Source organism: Pantoea sp. RCC30.1 (assembly GCF_058148845.1).
This window is the reverse complement of sequence record NZ_JBXUHX010000004.1, coordinates 81541-98242: the sequence shown is the minus strand read 5'-3', so window position 1 is coordinate 98242 and position 16702 is coordinate 81541. Positions and strand designations below refer to the sequence as shown.

Below are 16702 nucleotides of genomic sequence, written 5' to 3'. Positions count from 1 at the left end.
ACGAGTTGTGAGCAAGATGAATAAAAACCCCCGCAGTACAGGCGGTGCCGGGCAGATTCGCATCATTGGCGGCCAGTGGCGCGGACGCAAATTGCCGGTGCCGGACAGTGCCGGACTGCGCCCGACCACCGATCGGGTGCGTGAAACGCTGTTTAACTGGCTGGCCCCGGTCCTGCCAGAGGCTCGCTGCCTTGACTGCTTTGCCGGTAGCGGCGCATTAGGACTGGAAGCGCTGTCGCGTTACGCGGGATCGGCGACCCTGCTGGAGCTGGAACGTCCGGTGGCACAGCAGCTGACAAAAAATCTGCAGACGCTGCACGCCAGTAATGGCACCGTGATTCAGACCAATGCGTTAAACTGGCTGGCACAGCCAGGTACACCCTTTGATGTGGTGTTTATCGATCCGCCGTTTCGTCAGGGATTGCTGGAACAGACGTTGCAGCTGCTGGAGCAGAATCACTGGCTGGCCGCTCAGGCGCTGATTTACGTCGAAAGTGAAGTAGAAAATGGCGCACCGTCAGTGCCGCCAGAGTGGGATCTTTATCGCGAGAAAATAGCCGGACAAGTGGCTTATCGTTTGTATCAACGTCAACAGGAGACGCAGGATGTTACTTAATTTGGGGCGTCTGTTGATGCTATGCGTGTGGGGATTTTTACTGGCTAACCTGGTTCATCCCTACCCTAAACCGCTGACTTATTTTATCAACGTTGCGCTGATTTTCATGATCCTGATGCATGGTCTGCAACTGGTATTACTGCGCACGACGCAGACCAAAGATGCGCCGCCGATTGACCGCGTCACCCAGGCCAAAGTTTTTCTGTTCGGGGTGTTCGAACTGGTCGCATGGCAGAAGAAAAACTTCCCACGCAAGAAATAGTGCCGTGCGGGCGCAATGCCCGCCGGTTACTGCAGAGGCATGAAGCTGATAAAGCGCGTGCCCTGCATCTTCAGCTCGCCTCTCGCGCCTTTATCCAGCTGATGATATTCCGCCTCTTTCAGCTGTACTTTGATGTCGCTGGCACCGTTCAGCGGATGAAACAGCACCTCATACCGCATCTCTTCCCCGGCGATCACTTCGCGCTGCCGTGAACGGCGATTAGGAGAAGGAAATTCACGCTTGGTTTTGACCTCAGCCTGCAAAGCACGCTCCGGTGACGCGTCGTTCACTGCCACTTCACGACGTTGCTTGATGAACTGACGAGTCGCCAGCACGGCGATAATCGCCAGGACGATGATAATAATTAGCGGCGGTTTGCTCATAGCGCTCTCGTGCCTGTGGGGATAATGAATCAGGCGGCAAAGCATACAACCAGAGTTGCCTGATTGTCACATCTCAGAGGCTTAACCTAAACTGGAAGGGATATTTTGGGATCTTTCACCATTTTGAGTAAAAAAGGGAGAAACAATGCTCTGGTCTTTCCTCGCTGTACTTTTCTCCGGCTGGCTCTATGTCGATGCCACCTATCGCGGGCCTCAGTGGCAACGCTGGCTGTTTAAACCGGTCACGCTGCTGCTTCTCGTCGGGCTGGCCTGGCAGGCACCGGTGCTGCAGACCACGGACTACCTGATTCTGGCCGGGCTGGTCGCGACGCTGGTCGGTGATGCGTTAACGCTGCTGCCTCGTCAGCAAATGCTCTATGCCGTCGGGGCTTTCTTCCTGTCGCACCTGCTTTATACGCTCTGCTTCGCCGCCAGCATGACCATGACCTTCTTCTGGCCGATTCCGCTGACGCTGCTTATCATCGGTGCCGCCCTGATTGGCATCATCTGGAGCCGACTGGAAGATCTGCGCTGGCCTGTCTGTACCTTTATCGGCATGACGCTGGTGATGGCCTGGATAGCGACCGAGCAGTACTTCTTCCGCCCGACCGATTACAGCTTCTCGATCATGGTCGGTGCCGGTCTGCTGCTGCTGGCAAACGCCGTCTGGTTTATCTCGCACTATCGCCGTCGCTTCACCGCTGACAGCGCGATTGTTGCCGCCTGCTACTTTGCCGGTCACTTTATGATCGTGCGTTCATTGTGGGTCGTCTGAGAAAATAGCCTTGACTCTGGAGTTCACTCCAGAGTGTAGGATAGCGGGATGGGCAGCGTTGCTCATCCCATTATCCGGAGGTCATATGCATCAAGATCACGCCTGTGGCTGCGGCAAACCGCGTGCCAGCCACGCCGCAGCAAAACCGCTGTGCCAGGTTCGCCAGGCCCGTCCCCTCTCCCTTTCCATCCATGCTGCTACGCCCGTGACGGCGGATACAGCAGGCTGTTGCTGTGACAGCAACAGCAGTCCTGGCAACGAGGCTGACACCGCTGAGGAAAGCGACCGGCGAGGGTCCACTTATCCCTTTAGCTGGCAGGTCAGCGGAATGGATTGCCCGAGCTGCGCCCGCACCATTGAAACTGCCGTCCGCCAGGTAAAAGGCGTGACCGACGCCCGCGTGCTGTTCAGCAGCGAGAAGCTGGTTGTCAACGCAGACCAGGATGTGCAAAACGCCGTTGAACAGGCGGTGAAAAAAGCCGGTTTCCAGCTCGCAGCCTCATCAGCCACGTCGGCTACATCCCCCGCCAGTACGGGCTGGCAGCATAACCGGATGCTGATTTTACTTGCACTGCTGGTGCTCGCCAGTAGCATTCTCAGCCAGTTCGCACCCGCCTGGGGCGATCGGCTGTTCGTGCTGACCACGCTGGTCGGCCTGGTCCCGGTAGCGCGCGGTGCATGGCAGCGCATTCGCAGCGGATCGCCTTTTACCATTGAGACATTAATGACACTGGCGTCAGCCGGTGCGCTGATTATTGGCGCGCACGCTGAAGCCGCGATGGTGCTGGTGCTGTTTCAGCTGGGTGAACAACTGGAAAGCTATGCCGCTTCCAGGGCGCGCAGCGGCGTCACCAGCCTGATGGCGTTGCGGCCTGAATCGGCGATTCGCCTTGAACAGGGCAAACGTCTTGAAGTACCGCTGGCGGCGCTGCAACCCGGCGATGTGATTGAAGTCGCGGCGGGCAGCCGCCTGCCGGTCGACGGCCGTTTAATCAGCCCGCTCGCCAGTTTCGATGAGAGCGCGTTAACCGGGGAATCATTGCCGGTAACCCGCGCCAGCGGCGAAAAGATTCTCGCCGGAGCCACCAGCGTGGATCGACTGGTGATGCTGGAAGTGGTGTCGAAGCCAGGTGAAAGCGCGATTGACCGTATCCTGCAGCTGATCGAGGAAGCGGAAACGCATCGTGCGCCGGTTGAACGCTTTATCGATCAGTTCAGTCGCATTTATACGCCGCTGGTGATGCTGCTGTCGCTGCTGGTAATGGTGGTGCCGCCCTTGCTCTTCGCAGGCGACTGGCAGCCGTGGATCTACAAAGGGCTGACACTGCTGTTGATTGGCTGCCCCTGTGCACTGGTGATCTCAACGCCTGCCGCCATTACCTCCGGGCTGGCTGCGGCGGCGCGACAGGGCGCACTGATCAAAGGCGGTGCGGCGCTGGAGCGGCTGAGTTCGGTGCGCAGAATGGCGTTTGATAAAACCGGTACCCTGACGCTGGGTAAGCCACAGCTGACGCAAATCCTGCGCTTTGGCACGGCCAGCGAGTCAGAGATGCTGGCCCTGAGCGCCGCTGCGGAACAGGGTGCGACCCATCCGCTGGCCAGCGCTATCGTGTCGGCCGCGCAGGCGCGTGACCTTGTTATTCCTGAAGCGCAGGATCAGCAGGTGCAGGCCGGCCGCGGTATCAGTGCGCAGGTTTCAGGCCAGCAGATTCAGCTGCTGACGCCCGGCCATGCTCCCGGTCTGACGCCGCAGCAAAGCGCGCAAATAGCTCAGCAGGAAGCCGAAGGTGAAACCCTGGTGGTGCTGATGCGCGATGGCGAGGCGCTGGGTGCGCTGGCCCTGCGCGATCAGCTGCGTGACGATGCAATGGAGGCGTTAAAAGCGTTGAAAAAGCTGGGTATTGAGAGCCTGATGCTGACCGGCGATAACCCACGCGCCGCAGCAACCATTGCCCGCCAGCTGGATATAGATTATCGCGCCAGCCTGCTGCCCGCCGATAAGGTGGCGGCCATCCGTGAACTGAGTCGGCAGCAGCCGCTGGCAATGGTGGGAGATGGTATTAACGACGCCCCGGCGATGAAAGCGGCGACGCTGGGCATTGCGATGGGTAGCGGCACCGATGTTGCGCTGGAAGCGGCCGATGCAGCCCTGACGCGTAATCAGCTCAGCAATCTGGCCCCGATGATTGCACTGGCACGCCGGACACGGCGCATCATCCGCCAGAATGTCGGAATTGCGCTGGGTCTGAAGGCGATTTTCCTGGTCACTACCCTGCTGGGTCTGACCGGACTCTGGCTGGCGGTGCTGGCGGATTCCGGTGCGACCGCGCTGGTCACCGCCAACGCGTTGCGGTTACTGCGTCGTCGCGCCTGAGTGTGAGGCTTCTGATCGATGAGTGAGGTTAACCACGGCCCGAACGGCTGTCGTTAACCTGCCATGCCTTTGCGGATCAGAAACTGGTAGGGCAGCGTGTCGGTCTGCTGCGCCAGCAGGCCATGTTCCATAAAGCGGCAGAAACCAGGAATATCGCGGGTCGTCGCCGGATCATCGGCGATGATCAGCAACGTCTCGCCATTCTGCAGGCCGCGTACGGTTTTGCGCACCATCATCACCGGCTCCGGGCAACGCAGGCCACGGGCATCCAGCTGATGGTCGGCAGAGGAAAAAGCATCGCTCATAATCAACTCGGTTCAGGTAAAGGGCGCTCATTCTAACGCGTGCTGGCGGTGAAGCAAGGCGATAACGATTGCGCTAAAATTAACCATTGCATAAAAAGCACAACGCGGTAAGATGCCGCCGCTTTTTGCTCATGAAACTGCCAGGCGCTGCTCGAACGGCGTCCCGCAATGGGTTCCCTCACCCCAACATTAAAAAGGTTGAATATGCTCGCATTTTCTTCACGTCAGCGCATGCATGCGCTTTTCTGGTTGTCGCTGTTTCACCTGCTGGTGATCACATCAAGTAACTATCTGGTACAGCTGCCAATTTCCGTTTTTGGCTTCCACACCACCTGGGGTGCGTTCAGCTTCCCGTTTATCTTCCTGGCGACCGATCTCACCGTGCGTATTTTTGGCGCACCGCTGGCCCGACGCATTATTCTGGCCGTGATGATCCCGGCGCTGTTTATCTCTTACGGCGTCTCGGCACTGTTTTATCAGGGTGAATGGCAGGGCTGGCACGCACTGGAAGTGATGAATCTGTTTGTTGCCCGTATCGCCTGCGCCAGCTTTATGGCTTATGCGCTGGGTCAGATCCTCGACGTTCATGTGTTTAACCGTCTGCGTCGTCTGCCGCAGTGGTGGATAGCACCGGGCTGCGCGATGTTTCTGGGGAATATCAGCGATACGCTGGCCTTCTTCTTCATCGCCTTCTATAAAAGCCCCGATGCGTTCATGGCGCAGCACTGGGTTGAGATCGCTCTGGTGGATTACAGCTTCAAGGTGCTGATCTGCATGATCTTCTTCCTGCCCGCCTACGGCGTGCTGCTCAACGCCGCGCTGAAGCGTCTGGCTGAACGCCAGACCGCCCGCCAGGTAAATTTCGGCTAAGAACCCATACAGTGTTCTGCCATTACCCGCTAAGATCTTCTGACAATCATCAGGTTGCGTTTGCAACCTGATTCCTGTTGTATTAATGCCTGACTGGAAACTTAAAAAGGGATTCTGATGCGCAACCTGGTGAAATATGTAGGAATGGGTTTACTGGTACTTGGCCTGGCGGCCTGTGACCAGAAGAAAGATGAAGCGGCGAATGACAACGGCGTCAGCGCCAGTCAGTCGGCGCAGACCGTCACGCTGATGGATGGCAAACTGAGCTTCTCACTGCCACCAGGCATGTCAGATAAAAGCGGTAAACTGGGTTCGCAGACCACGAACATGCACGTTTATGCCGATGAAACCGGTGCCCGCGCCATTATTGTGATTGCCGGTGACCCGACAAATGATGGGCTGGATGTGCTGTCGAAGCGCATGGAACAGCAGCAGCGCAACCGCGACCCGCAGCTGCAGGTGGTGTCGAACAAATCTGTGACGCTGAAAGATCAGCCCGCACAGCAGCTGGATACAGTGATTTCTGCCAACAACCAGACCTCATGGTCTTCCGTGGTTCTGGCAAAAGTGGATGGCAAGCTGGTGACACTGCAGATTACGCTGCCAGGCGATAATCAGCAGCAGGCGCAGAGCGATGCTGACAACATTGTGAAAAGTATTACGCTGAAGTAAAGCAAAAGGCTGGCTTCCCATAGGGAGGCCAGCCTTTGTTCAGAGGACGTTATAAACCTGTATTTTCCCGGATATATTTCCGCGCTTTCACTGCATACTCAAACGGATTGGCCAGCGCCGGATCCTGCTCCGCTTCCACCACCATCCAGCCTTTGTAGCCGTAATCATCCAGGATTTTAAACACCGGTTTGAAGTCGATCACGCCATCGCCCGGCACGGTAAAGGTGCCCTTTTTGACGCCTTCCAGGAACGAGAGATGATTCTCACGTACCTCGGTGACCACCTCATCACGCACATCCTTGAGATGAACGTGAAAGATGCGCGGCAGATATTTTTCCAGTACCGCCAGCATCTTCTGCTGGGAGCCTTCGGAGTAGTAGACGTGGCCGGTGTCATAGAGCAAACCAACCTGCTCGTCGGTCATCGCCATAAACCGGTCGATCTCTTCAGTGGTCTGAATGCCGGTGCCCATATGATGATGCAGCGTCACGCGCATCCCCTTCTCCCCTGCGATGCGGGCCAGTTCGTTGTAGCCCTCTGCGGTTAACCGCCACTCTTCATCGCTGAAAATCGCTTTCTCTTCAAACACCGCAAGCCCGGTGCCCTGAATACTTTTACTCTGCTCTGAACAACCAATCACCCGCGCGCCCATCGCATGCAGGAAGTTCATGTGCTCGATGAACTGTTCGATGGTTTTCTCTTTATCGCCGTTGGCAAAAAAGGTGCTGAACCAGGCGTTGCAGATTTCAATGCCGCGAATGTCGAGCATCGGTTTCAGAATCGCTGGATCGCGCGGATATTTGCTGCCCACTTCGCTTCCGGTAAAGCCAGCCAGCGCCATCTCACTGACGGTCTGCTGGAAGGTATTCTCACTGCCGAGATCCGGCATGTCATCGTTGGTCCAGCCGATTGGCGCGATCGCCAGTTTTACGTTCTTTTTGTTCATCTTCTTATTCCCAGGCGGAGAGCGGCTATGCCGCATAGAGAGCTGAATCAGTTATAGAAAGCAGGACGCGGCGGCATCTCTACCGGCTCAATCGCACCACTGTTCTGCGCTTTGATGCAGGCATCGGCGGCCACTGAAGCGGCGAAGCCATCCCACGCAGAAGGTCCGGTAAGCTGGCCCGCTTTGATGTCGTTGATAAATGCCTGCAGCTCAACGTCATAAGCCTCGATAAAGCGATCTTTCCAGTCCACCAGAATGGTGTTCGACAGGCGGGCATCTTTGCGCAGTTGCACTGAAGATGGCTCTGGCAGGCGGGCAATGCCCTCTTCACCGACCACTTCACACTGAATGTCATAGCCGTAGGCGCAATTAACGAAGATCTCGACGTCGATGCGTACCCCTTTGTGGGTTTCGAACAGTACGATCTGCGGGTCTTTCAGCTGACCATGCGACTTTGACGTCACGCGCGGGAAGATCACCTGCACCGTTTTATAGTCGTCGTTTGTCAGCCAGCGCAGCACATCCAGCTCGTGGATCAGGGTGTTGGTGATTGCCATCGGCGTGGTGTAGTTCTCCGGCACGGTCGGGTTACGGTGCGCGCAGTGCAGCATCAGCGGCTCCCCGATATCGCCATCGGTGATGACTTTTTTCAGGGCGCGATAACCCGCATCGTAAGGACGCATAAAGCCAACCTGCACCAGGCGTTTACCCGCCTGAATCTCTGCATCCACCACCCGGCGGCAGCCCTCAGCGCTCATCGCCAGCGGCTTCTCACAGAAGACCGGTTTACCGGCGGCAATCGCCGCTAAGGTGAACTCTTCATGGGTCGGATCCCATGAGGTGACCAGCACCGCATCGACGTTGGGTGACTGAATCACATCGTGGCCATTTTCGAACACCTCTGCCTCAATGTTCAGGCGTTGCAGTGCGGCACGCGCGCCTTCGACATTGATGTCAGAGACGGCAACCACCTGGGCGCCCTGCAGCACATGGCTGCAGCGGCGAATATGTTCCTGACCAATTGCACCTGTACCGATGACGCCAAGTTTCAAAGTCATAATTACACCTGTGTAGGGTTCGTACGGAGAAGAGGAAAACGGGCCGCAACACGGCCCGGAAATTAATATTTGCGCGCCTGATCCAGATGACTGTTGAGCTTGTCCGCCACCGCCTGAGCGCGTTCGGTTTTAGAGGTCTGCGCCACGCCGACATGCCACCAGCTGAAATATTTGTGGATCATGGTTTTTGGCAGCACTTTGATGTCGATAAGGGTGGAAACAGTCTGGGTACGGGCATCTTCCAGCGCCGCTTTGAGCTGCTCCAGTGTGGTGACCCGATAGGTTTTGCAGCCATAACCGGCAGCAATCGCGGCGAAATCGACCGGGATAAAACCGCCATCCAGCTTGCCGCCTTCCGGATTACGGAAGCGGAACTCGGTGGTAAAGCTGTCCATGCCATGTTCCATCTGCAGGTTATTGATGCAGCCGTTAGTCATGTTATCCAGCAGCACCACGTTGATCTTCGCCCCTTCCTGAATCGAGGTGACCAGCTCTGAGTGCAGCATCATAAAGGAGCCATCACCGACCAGCGCATAAACCTCGCGCTGCGGCTGTGCCAGCTTCACACCCAGTGCGGCATTCACTTCATACCCCATACAGGAGTAGCCATATTCGACGTGGTAGGCGTTGTAATCTTTGGTGCGCCAGACGCGCTGCAGGTCGCCCGGCAGACTGCCCGCCGCCGCGACCACCACCGCGTCTTTCGGCAGTTGCTCGTTTAAAGTGCCGAGCACGCTGCTTTGCGTCAGCAGCGACTGAGTCAGGCGATTGAATTCAGCGAACACCGCTTCGCGGTCGAGATGGTCAGCAATCTCCGGCACAAAGTCGCCATCGTGATATTCCACCTGATAGACGCGCTGCGTCTCTTTCAGCAGCTGACTCTGCGCTTGCTCAATCTGATCGCCCCAGTCGTTGCTGTAGTGCTGTGAGGCCAGCGCGGCGGTGAGCGCGGTCAGCCCTTCGCGGGCATCGGCCAGCAGCTGCACGCCATCAAGCTTGTAGCTGTCGAAGTTGCTGACGTTAATGTTCAGGAAGCTGACATCGGGATGCTGGAAAATCCATTTCGATGCGGTGGTGAAATCGGTGTAGCGGGTGCCAATGCCGATCACTAAATCGGCCTCTTTTGCCAGCAGGTTAGCGGCCAGACAGCCGGTTTCACCCACGCCGCCGACATTCAGCGGATGGTCAGAGACCAGCGTGCCTTTGCCGGCCTGCGTCTCGGCAAAGGGAATCTGATAGCGCTCGGCAAACTGGCGCAGCGCCTCGCCCGCTTCGGAGTATTTGACGCCACCGCCGCAGATAATCATCGGCTTGCGCTTACGGTTAATCAGCGTCAGGGCATCTGCCAGCTGGGCCGCCACCGGAAGGCGGCGATCGAGACGGTGCACGCGTTTCTGGAAGAAATAGTCCGGGTAATCCCAGGCTTCACCCTGCACATCCTGTGGAAGAGAGAGCGTGACCGCACCGGTTTCTGCCGGATCGGTCAGTACGCGCATGGCGTTGATACAGGCAGACATCAGCTGCTCCGGGCGGCTAACGCGATCCCAGTATTTGCTGACGGCGCGGAAGGCGTCATTGGTGCTGATGCTGAGATCGTAGCTCTGCTCAATCTGTTGCAGTACCGGATCGGGCTGGCGGGTAGCGAAAACGTCGCCGGGCAGCAGCAGCAGAGGAATGCGGTTAGCGGTCGCCGTGGCGGCGGCGGTGATCATATTCGCCGCACCAGGCCCCACGGATGAACTGCAGGCGATAATCTGACGACGCAGTGACTGGCGGGCAAAGCCGGTGGCAGCATGGGCCATGCCCTGCTCATTACGGCCCTGATAAACTATCAGATCGCCGCTATCCTGTTCCAGCGCCTGGCCCAGCCCCAGCACGTTACCATGTCCGAAGATCGCGAAGATGCCTTTGACGAACTTCGTTTCAACGCCATCGACATCAATGAATTGATTATCAAGAAATTTAACCAGCGCCTGTGCCGTGGTGAGTCTGATAGTGCCCATATTCTTCCTTACATGCTGGTGGACCCCAACTTCCGCGACAGCGCGCCAGGCGCTGTCATCGGCGGAAAAGGCGACCGGAATAACTGAAACGTGAGGCGATTATAAACAAATATATTTTTCATAAAACACGATTACAGAAGAAACATTTCATTTTGCGAGTGAGATCAAATTTAATGGCGGCGACAGGTCTGGCGGGCAATGGCAGAGGGGAAATCTGGAACGTTTAACAGAGAGTGGTGCATGATGAAAAAATTCATTTCAATGCAGCAGCTTGCCTGACTGGGGTGCGGATTCCTGCGATCCCCTTCACAACCCTGACACACCGCACATCGCGATGGCAGAGACCGCGCAAGCGGACGACAATCAGGAGTTTTACCTGGTTCACAAATTTGCGATGGATATTTCATTTTGCATTGAATATGGAATTTTTATTCCTCATACTCCCCTCATAGCCAGTCAGACACCCATAGACCCGGAAGCAGAGCGCACCTGGTGTCGGTCTTTTCGCCCGCCAGCTCTGCTAATCACAGAAGGAAACCACAGGTATGAGTACACAACAGAAGCCGCTTGATGTGATTTGTATCGGGCGCATCGCCGTTGATTTTTATGGCCAGCAAATCGGAGCGCGACTGGAAGATGTCACCTCGTTTGCGAAATATCTGGGTGGATCGTCGGGCAATGTCGCCTATGGCACCGCGATTCAGGGGCTGAAATCGGCGATGCTGGCGCGGGTGGGAGATGAGCATAATGGTCGCTTTCTGCGTGAAGAGTTGCAGCGCGTAGGCTGTAACACCGATGCGCTGATCACCGATCCGCAGCGTCTGACCGGACTGGTGATCCTCGGCATCAAAGATGAAGAGACTTTTCCGCTGATTTTCTACCGTGATAACTGTGCCGACATGGGCCTGGTGCCAGACGATATCGACGAAGCCTTTATTATCTCTGCGCGTGCCGTGGCGGTAACCGGCACCCACTTATCCCATCCTCAGACTCGTGAAGCGGTGCTAAAAGCGCTGGATATCGCCCGCCGTAACGGCCTGCGCACGGCGCTGGATATTGATTACCGCCCGGTGTTGTGGGGACTGACCTCTTTGGGCGACGGTGAAACGCGTTTCATTGAGTCGTCTCAGGTCACGCAGCAGTTGCAGGAAGTGGTGCACTATTTCGATTTGATCGTCGGCACCGAAGAGGAGTTTCATATTGCCGGTGGCAGCACTGATACCCTTACCGCCCTGAAGAACGTACGTAAAGCAAGCCAGGCAACGCTGGTCTGCAAACGCGGTCCGCTGGGTTGCGTGGTGTTTGAAGGTGATATTCCGGATAGCTGGGAAGAGACTCAGTTGCACACCGGCGTGCGCGTCGAGGTTCTCAATGTGCTGGGCGCAGGCGATGCCTTTATGTCTGGCCTGCTGCGTGGCTGGCTGAATGATGAAGGCTGGGAGCAGGCGTGCCGTTACGCCAATGCCTGCGGAGCGCTGGTGGTTTCACGCCACGGCTGTGCCCCTGCCATGCCAACTAAAGCGGAACTGGATGATTTCCTGAGCCGCGACAAAGAGGTGAAACGTCCCGATCTCGACAGTCGTCTGAACCACCTGCACCGCGTGACCACACGTAAGCAGGCGTGGCCGGAGCTGAATGTCTTCGCCTTTGATCACCGTAAACAGCTGGCGGACATGGCGCAGGAAGCGGGTGTTGACGAGAGCCGTATTCCGCAGCTTAAACTGCTGCTGCTGGAAGCCGCTCAGCAGGCTGCCAGAGAGGCGGGATTAGAGAATAAGAGCGGCATTCTGGCGGATACGACCTATGGTCAGAAAGCGCTGAATGCTATTACCGGTAAGAACTGGTGGATTGGCCGCCCGATTGAGCTTCCCAGCTCACGTCCGCTGCGCCTTGAGCATGGCAATATTGGCTCGCAGCTAATCGACTGGCCCGCCGAGCACGTAGTGAAATGTCTGGTCTTCTATCATCCTCATGACAGTGCTGAACTGCGTAAAGAGCAGGATGATGTGGTGCTCGACGTCTGGAAAGGCTGTAATAAAAGCGGTCATGAGCTGCTGCTGGAAGTGATTTTGCCGGAAAGCAATCCGGATAAAAATGAAGCCTATTATCTTGATATGCTGACTCATTTCTACAGTCTGGGCATCCAGCCTGACTGGTGGAAACTGCCACCGCTGTCGGCAGAGAGCTGGCAGGCGATCAGCACGCTGATTGAGCAGCAGGATCCCCACTGTCGCGGCATTCTGTTACTCGGTCTGGATGCGCCCGAAGAGAAGCTTAAAGCAGGCTTTGCCGCGGCGGCCAAAGCGCCATGGGTAAAAGGCTTTGCGGTGGGTCGCACAATCTTTGGTCAGCCTTCGCGCCAGTGGTTGCAGGGTGAACTGGACGATCAGGCGCTGATTGAGACCGTAAAAGGCAACTATCTGAGGCTGATTAATTACTGGCGCGCTGCCCGCGCCTGACTTCCTGCTCTGCCAAAAGCCGCTTTGATAAAGTGCAGACGCAGGGAACACGGTCAGATCAGAAAGGCGCAAAAGCCGCCATCCATGGCATGCCCGGCCCGCGACGTCCTGTCGCGGGCCGCTTTCCTTTTCTGACCGTGTTCCCTGCTCGTTATGCTAATCCGTTGCTGCCAGACCCGATTTTTCAGCATTCTGCCGTCATCCCAGCCTGGATGGCATTTTTACTCGCTACACTCTTCTCCCCACCGAAATTCAACGCCGGTTTTCACACTGTCATTGTCCGCGAAAAGGCAGGCCTGAGGCGCTAAAGCTAATCTGTGAACCATTTCATAAAGCCATGAAATAAACTGCATCGTTGATGCAAAGAAATGAAATTTTCCATCCATCTGGTAATATAGCGCTCATTATGCAGCCATTATTCTAATTATACGGGCAGAAGTGATGAACAATAATCCCACCCAACTTTCTCTCTTGCAGGACGATATTCGTCGCCGCTATGAAACACTGAGCAAGCGTCTTAAACAGGTTGCGCGCTACATCCTTGATAACAGTAACAGTATTGCTTTCGATACCGTCGCCTCGATTGCCCAGCAGGCCGATGTGCCGCCTTCGACGCTGATCCGTTTTGCGAATGCATTTGGCTTTAGCGGTTTCAACGAAATGAAACAGGTTTTTCGTCAGCACCTGATGGAAGAGACGGTAAACTATACCGAGCGTGCACGCCTGTTTCGTCAGACCTCAACAGACGACAGCGCCAATGCGCCTGAAAGTCCGTCGGAGATCCTCAACGTCTTTACTATGGTGAACAGCCAGGCGCTGCAGCAACTGGCAATGCAGGTTAATCCTGAGCAGCTGAACAAAGCGGTGAAACTGCTGAATGAGGCTGAGAACATCTATGTGATCGGCCTGCGTCGCTCTTTCAGCGTCGCATCCTATCTGGTCTACGCGCTGCGTCACCTGGAGCGTCGCGCTTTTCTGATTGATGGCCTTGGCGGGATGTTTACCGAGCAGCTCAGCCTGGTAAACCCGAAAGATGTGGTGATTGCGATCAGCTACTCGCCGTATGCGCGTGAAGCGGTCGAAGTGGTGGAAATGGGTGCCAAGCGTGGCGCGCATCAGATTGCTATTACCGACAGCCAGGTTAGTCCGCTGGCCGCTTTCAGCGATGTCTGCTTTGTGGTGCGTGAAGCGCAGGTCGATGGCTTCCGTTCGCAGGTTGCCTCACTCTGTCTGGCGCAGACGCTGGCGGTGTCACTGGCTCTGAACAACGCCGATAGTTCCGCTCAGTAACCTTGCGTTCCGCACAGTAAAAAGGGCAGCCCAATCGGCTGCCCTTTTTGATGCTATCCACGCACTATGCACGCACTGATAAAACCGCAGTGACTTATGCTTTGCGCGGATAGCTATCGCTGTTCACCCAGGCGTGATCTTTCTCCCAGCTGAATTTCCACAGCCGCACCGGCCCCGCCATCACGTTCAGATAGTAGTTGTTATAACCCGCCAGCGTCGCCACCGGATGATAGCCGCGCGGCACCATCACCACATCGCGATTATAGGGTGCCATACAGACATCCAGTGAGCGGTCATCGGTATAGACGCGCTGCATGGCAAAGCCAGGCTCGGGATCGAAACGGTGATAGTAGGTCTCTTCCAGGTAGGTTTCGTTTTCACTCTCCTCCTGGTCATGCTTATGGCTGGGATAAGAGCTGGTATCGCCCTCATTGGTATAGACCTCAACCACCAGCAGGCTGTCAGCGGGTGCAGTGTCAGGCAGGATGTTATGAACCAGACGCTGGTTGCGCCCTTTTCCACGATGCTCAACGCCAACATCGGCTGGCGCAATCAGTCGCGCAGGCAGATTTCCCTGACCGGGCGCGTTACAGACCGCCAGCTCAAGATCGCTGTCAGCGTAAACTTCCACTTCATCGTCATGCGGCACATAAACGGAATAAGGCGGCACGCGTTCAAACGGCGACATGCGCTTACCGATACCGGGAAACTCAGCATGGCGGGTTTTCACCGAGGCCAGCCCGGCCACCAGCACCAGACACAGCTCTTTGTCACCGCTGTTGAGGCGCAGGGTTTCCCCTTTCTTCAGCAGATAAGCATCAAACCCTACATAACGCCAGCCAGCGCGCTCAGGCGTGACATGCTGAATACGGCCCTGTGCGTCAGGGGCCTGTGCTTTCGACAGTAAAGACATCCTGATCCTCCTCTCTGTCACGATTAACACGGCGAGAGTCACGCGGGCACAATGCCAGCGAACAAAGCGACCGGCAGACTATCCTGCCGGTCGCACACCGTGATCAGCGTTTAAATGAATTAGCCTAAGGTTGGCATACTGAATTCAGACACGGTCTGCTGACCGGACGGCCAGCGCACAGTGGCAGTTTTCATGCGCGTATAGAAACGCACGCCATCCGGCCCGTGGACATTAAGCGCACCAAACACGGAACGTTTCCAGCCGCCGAAGCTGTGGAATGCCATCGGCACCGGAACCGGCACGTTGACACCGACCATGCCTGCCTCAACATTCTGCACAAACTCACGCGCGGTGTGACCGTTGCTGGTGAAAATAGCGCTGCCATTACCAAACTCATGGCTGTTGACCAGTTGCAGGGCACTGTCGTAGTCCGGAGCGCGCATAATGCTCAGCACCGGCCCAAAAATCTCTTCACGCCAGATCACCATCTCAGAAGTGACGTTATCAAACAGCGTGCCGCCAACGTAGTAACCTTCAGCGTGACCTGCAACCTGCACGTTACGGCCATCGACCACCAGCTTCGCACCTTCCTGCTCGCCTTTGTCGATGTAACCCAGCACTTTTTTCTGGTGCGCGGCTGAGACGACCGGACCCATCTCATTTTCATCGGCACCCTGACTCATTCCTGGGCCGATACGCAGCGCTTTCACCAGCGGTGTCAGACGGGCAATCAGCTTGTCAGCGGTGTCATCGCCCACGGCGACCACAACGGGCAGTGCCATGCAGCGTTCACCGGCAGAGCCAAACGCACCGCCCATGATGGCGTTGACGGTGGCATCCAGATCGGCATCCGGCATGACGATGGCGTGGTTTTTCGCCGCGCCAAACGCCTGTACCCGCTTGCCGTGGGCACTGGCGGTTTTATAGATATGCTCAGCCACGCCTGAAGAGCCGACGAAGCTCACCGCAGCGATACGCGGATCTTTATAGAGCTGCTCAGCATCTTCGTTAGAGCTGTGCACCACGTTGAATACGCCATCCGGCAGGCCCGCTTCGGTCAGCAGCTCGGCCATACGCACAGCCGCTGAAGGATCAAGCGCCGGTGGCTTCAGCACAAAGGTGTTACCGCAGGCCAGAGCGATCGGGAACATCCACAGTGGCACCATTGCCGGGAAGTTAAACGGCGTAATACCCGCCACGACGCCAACCGGCTGCATCAGCGAGAAACTGTCAACGCCGCCGCCGACGTTCGGGGAATATTCGCCTTTGAGCAGATGAGGGATCCCGCAGGCAAACTCAATCACTTCAATGCCGCGCGTCAGTTCGCCCAGCGCATCAGACCAGACTTTGCCATGCTCAGAGACAATCAGCGCCGCCAGCTCATCACGGTGCTGCTCCATCAGGGCTTTAAAGTTAAACAGAACGCGAGCGCGACGCAGCGGCGAAGTTTTCGACCAGGCTGCAAACGCGTCATGCGCGACACCAATCGCCTGGGCCACTTCATCAGCGGTACTTTGCGTCAGTTCACGGACCACTTTGCCGGTTGCCGGATCGTAAACAGGAATGGTTTCGTTGCTGGCGCTGAAAGTGGTTTTACCGCCAATAAAGTTACCTATGATTGTCATGATGTTGCCTCTTAAAATGGTTAAGTTCGCTGCAGACAGACCCTGTGGCCTGCCACACTGCCTGACCAGGCAAACCTGAAAGCGTGCTATGAAGCTATTACAGTGGAATAAATTTTTCAAATAGTTCTTTTTGAAAAATTTGATTTTAGCG

General features: G+C 56.4%; 15 protein-coding genes. 8 read left to right on the top strand and 7 right to left on the bottom strand.

Going from position 1 to position 16702, the window contains the following annotated elements:
• The first annotated feature begins 16 nt into the window (after positions 1-16).
• Together rsmD and AC2LB6_RS05630 are read left to right on the top strand one after the other, a co-directional pair.
• Positions 17-616: a 16S rRNA (guanine(966)-N(2))-methyltransferase gene (gene rsmD / locus AC2LB6_RS05635; RefSeq protein ID WP_490092775.1), complete on the top strand. Its 600-nt coding sequence runs from the start codon at positions 17-19 to the stop codon at positions 614-616.
• Positions 606-878: a DUF1145 family protein gene (locus tag AC2LB6_RS05630; protein ID WP_003852192.1), complete on the top strand. Its 273-nt coding sequence runs from the start codon at positions 606-608 to the stop codon at positions 876-878. Before rsmD ends, AC2LB6_RS05630 begins: the two co-directional genes overlap by 11 nt.
• A gap of 26 nt (positions 879-904) precedes the next feature.
• On the opposite strand, the gene AC2LB6_RS05625 is transcribed toward AC2LB6_RS05630, so the two are convergent.
• Positions 905-1261, bottom strand: a complete 357-nt coding sequence (locus AC2LB6_RS05625) for a DUF2500 domain-containing protein (protein WP_490092774.1) — start codon at positions 1259-1261, stop codon at positions 905-907.
• Between the two features lie 145 nt (positions 1262-1406).
• Between AC2LB6_RS05625 and AC2LB6_RS05620 the strand changes: the two genes are divergently transcribed.
• Complete coding sequence (locus tag AC2LB6_RS05620; RefSeq protein WP_090966878.1) at positions 1407-2036, top strand: lysoplasmalogenase; 630 nt, start codon at positions 1407-1409, stop codon at positions 2034-2036.
• Positions 2037-2121: 85 nt separating this feature from the next.
• The gene (locus AC2LB6_RS05615) at positions 2122-4410 is read left to right on the top strand and encodes a zinc/cadmium/mercury/lead-transporting ATPase (protein ID WP_490092773.1); all 2289 of its coding nucleotides are present in this window, start codon (positions 2122-2124) and stop codon (positions 4408-4410) included.
• Between the two features lie 53 nt (positions 4411-4463).
• Here the strand turns inward: AC2LB6_RS05615 and tusA are convergent, their stop codons facing one another.
• Positions 4464-4715, bottom strand: a complete 252-nt coding sequence (gene tusA, locus AC2LB6_RS05610) for a sulfurtransferase TusA (protein WP_490092772.1) — start codon at positions 4713-4715, stop codon at positions 4464-4466.
• Between the two features lie 204 nt (positions 4716-4919).
• Between tusA and AC2LB6_RS05605 the strand changes: the two genes are divergently transcribed.
• Positions 4920-5585, top strand: a complete 666-nt coding sequence (locus tag AC2LB6_RS05605; RefSeq protein WP_490092771.1) for a 7-cyano-7-deazaguanine/7-aminomethyl-7-deazaguanine transporter — start codon at positions 4920-4922, stop codon at positions 5583-5585.
• Between the two features lie 117 nt (positions 5586-5702).
• Positions 5703-6257, top strand: a complete 555-nt coding sequence (locus AC2LB6_RS05600) for a DcrB family lipoprotein (protein WP_090966882.1) — start codon at positions 5703-5705, stop codon at positions 6255-6257.
• 49 nt (positions 6258-6306) lie between these two features.
• Here AC2LB6_RS05600 and iolE read toward each other — a convergent pair whose 3' ends face one another.
• The 3 genes from iolE to iolD all read right to left on the bottom strand — a co-directional run bounded on the left by iolE (position 6307) and on the right by iolD (position 10264).
• Positions 6307-7203: a myo-inosose-2 dehydratase gene (gene iolE, locus AC2LB6_RS05595; protein WP_490092770.1), complete on the bottom strand. Its 897-nt coding sequence runs from the start codon at positions 7201-7203 to the stop codon at positions 6307-6309.
• 47 nt (positions 7204-7250) lie between these two features.
• Entirely contained in the window at positions 7251-8261 is a 1011-nt protein-coding gene (iolG, locus tag AC2LB6_RS05590; RefSeq protein WP_003852177.1) for a bifunctional inositol 2-dehydrogenase/D-chiro-inositol 1-dehydrogenase, read from the bottom strand.
• Positions 8262-8323: 62 nt separating this feature from the next.
• Positions 8324-10264, bottom strand: a complete 1941-nt coding sequence (iolD, locus tag AC2LB6_RS05585; RefSeq protein ID WP_490092769.1) for a 3D-(3,5/4)-trihydroxycyclohexane-1,2-dione acylhydrolase (decyclizing) — start codon at positions 10262-10264, stop codon at positions 8324-8326.
• 545 nt (positions 10265-10809) lie between these two features.
• Between iolD and AC2LB6_RS05580 the strand changes: the two genes are divergently transcribed.
• Positions 10810-12723, top strand: a complete 1914-nt coding sequence (locus AC2LB6_RS05580; RefSeq protein ID WP_490092768.1) for a bifunctional 5-dehydro-2-deoxygluconokinase/5-dehydro-2-deoxyphosphogluconate aldolase — start codon at positions 10810-10812, stop codon at positions 12721-12723.
• Positions 12724-13164: 441 nt separating this feature from the next.
• Positions 13165-14013 carry a MurR/RpiR family transcriptional regulator gene (locus AC2LB6_RS05575; protein WP_490092767.1) on the top strand — a complete coding sequence of 283 codons (849 nt, stop codon included), beginning with the start codon at positions 13165-13167 and terminating at the stop codon, positions 14011-14013.
• Between the two features lie 94 nt (positions 14014-14107).
• Here the strand turns inward: AC2LB6_RS05575 and iolB are convergent, their stop codons facing one another.
• Together iolB and AC2LB6_RS05565 are read right to left on the bottom strand one after the other, a co-directional pair.
• Positions 14108-14926 carry a 5-deoxy-glucuronate isomerase gene (gene iolB, locus AC2LB6_RS05570; RefSeq protein ID WP_490092766.1) on the bottom strand — a complete coding sequence of 273 codons (819 nt, stop codon included), beginning with the start codon at positions 14924-14926 and terminating at the stop codon, positions 14108-14110.
• A 119-nt stretch (positions 14927-15045) separates the two neighbouring features.
• Positions 15046-16551: a CoA-acylating methylmalonate-semialdehyde dehydrogenase gene (locus AC2LB6_RS05565; protein ID WP_090966892.1), complete on the bottom strand. Its 1506-nt coding sequence runs from the start codon at positions 16549-16551 to the stop codon at positions 15046-15048.
• Positions 16552-16702 lie beyond the last annotated feature (151 nt).

Bases quoted from the DNA above. Each gene is read 5' to 3' on its own strand.
- rsmD (WP_490092775.1), top strand. From the start codon at position 17: ATGAATAAAAACCCCCGCAGTACAGGCGGTGCCGGGCAGATTCGCATC.
- AC2LB6_RS05630 (WP_003852192.1), top strand. From the start codon at position 606: ATGTTACTTAATTTGGGGCGTCTGTTGATGCTATGCGTGTGGGGATTT.
- AC2LB6_RS05625 (WP_490092774.1), bottom strand. From the start codon at position 1,261: ATGAGCAAACCGCCGCTAATTATTATCATCGTCCTGGCGATTATCGCC.
- AC2LB6_RS05620 (WP_090966878.1), top strand. From the start codon at position 1,407: ATGCTCTGGTCTTTCCTCGCTGTACTTTTCTCCGGCTGGCTCTATGTC.
- AC2LB6_RS05615 (WP_490092773.1), top strand. From the start codon at position 2,122: ATGCATCAAGATCACGCCTGTGGCTGCGGCAAACCGCGTGCCAGCCAC.
- tusA (WP_490092772.1), bottom strand. From the start codon at position 4,715: ATGAGCGATGCTTTTTCCTCTGCCGACCATCAGCTGGATGCCCGTGGC.
- AC2LB6_RS05605 (WP_490092771.1), top strand. From the start codon at position 4,920: ATGCTCGCATTTTCTTCACGTCAGCGCATGCATGCGCTTTTCTGGTTG.
- AC2LB6_RS05600 (WP_090966882.1), top strand. From the start codon at position 5,703: ATGCGCAACCTGGTGAAATATGTAGGAATGGGTTTACTGGTACTTGGC.
- iolE (WP_490092770.1), bottom strand. From the start codon at position 7,203: ATGAACAAAAAGAACGTAAAACTGGCGATCGCGCCAATCGGCTGGACC.
- iolG (WP_003852177.1), bottom strand. From the start codon at position 8,261: ATGACTTTGAAACTTGGCGTCATCGGTACAGGTGCAATTGGTCAGGAA.
- iolD (WP_490092769.1), bottom strand. From the start codon at position 10,264: ATGGGCACTATCAGACTCACCACGGCACAGGCGCTGGTTAAATTTCTT.
- AC2LB6_RS05580 (WP_490092768.1), top strand. From the start codon at position 10,810: ATGAGTACACAACAGAAGCCGCTTGATGTGATTTGTATCGGGCGCATC.
- AC2LB6_RS05575 (WP_490092767.1), top strand. From the start codon at position 13,165: ATGAACAATAATCCCACCCAACTTTCTCTCTTGCAGGACGATATTCGT.
- iolB (WP_490092766.1), bottom strand. From the start codon at position 14,926: ATGTCTTTACTGTCGAAAGCACAGGCCCCTGACGCACAGGGCCGTATT.
- AC2LB6_RS05565 (WP_090966892.1), bottom strand. From the start codon at position 16,551: ATGACAATCATAGGTAACTTTATTGGCGGTAAAACCACTTTCAGCGCC.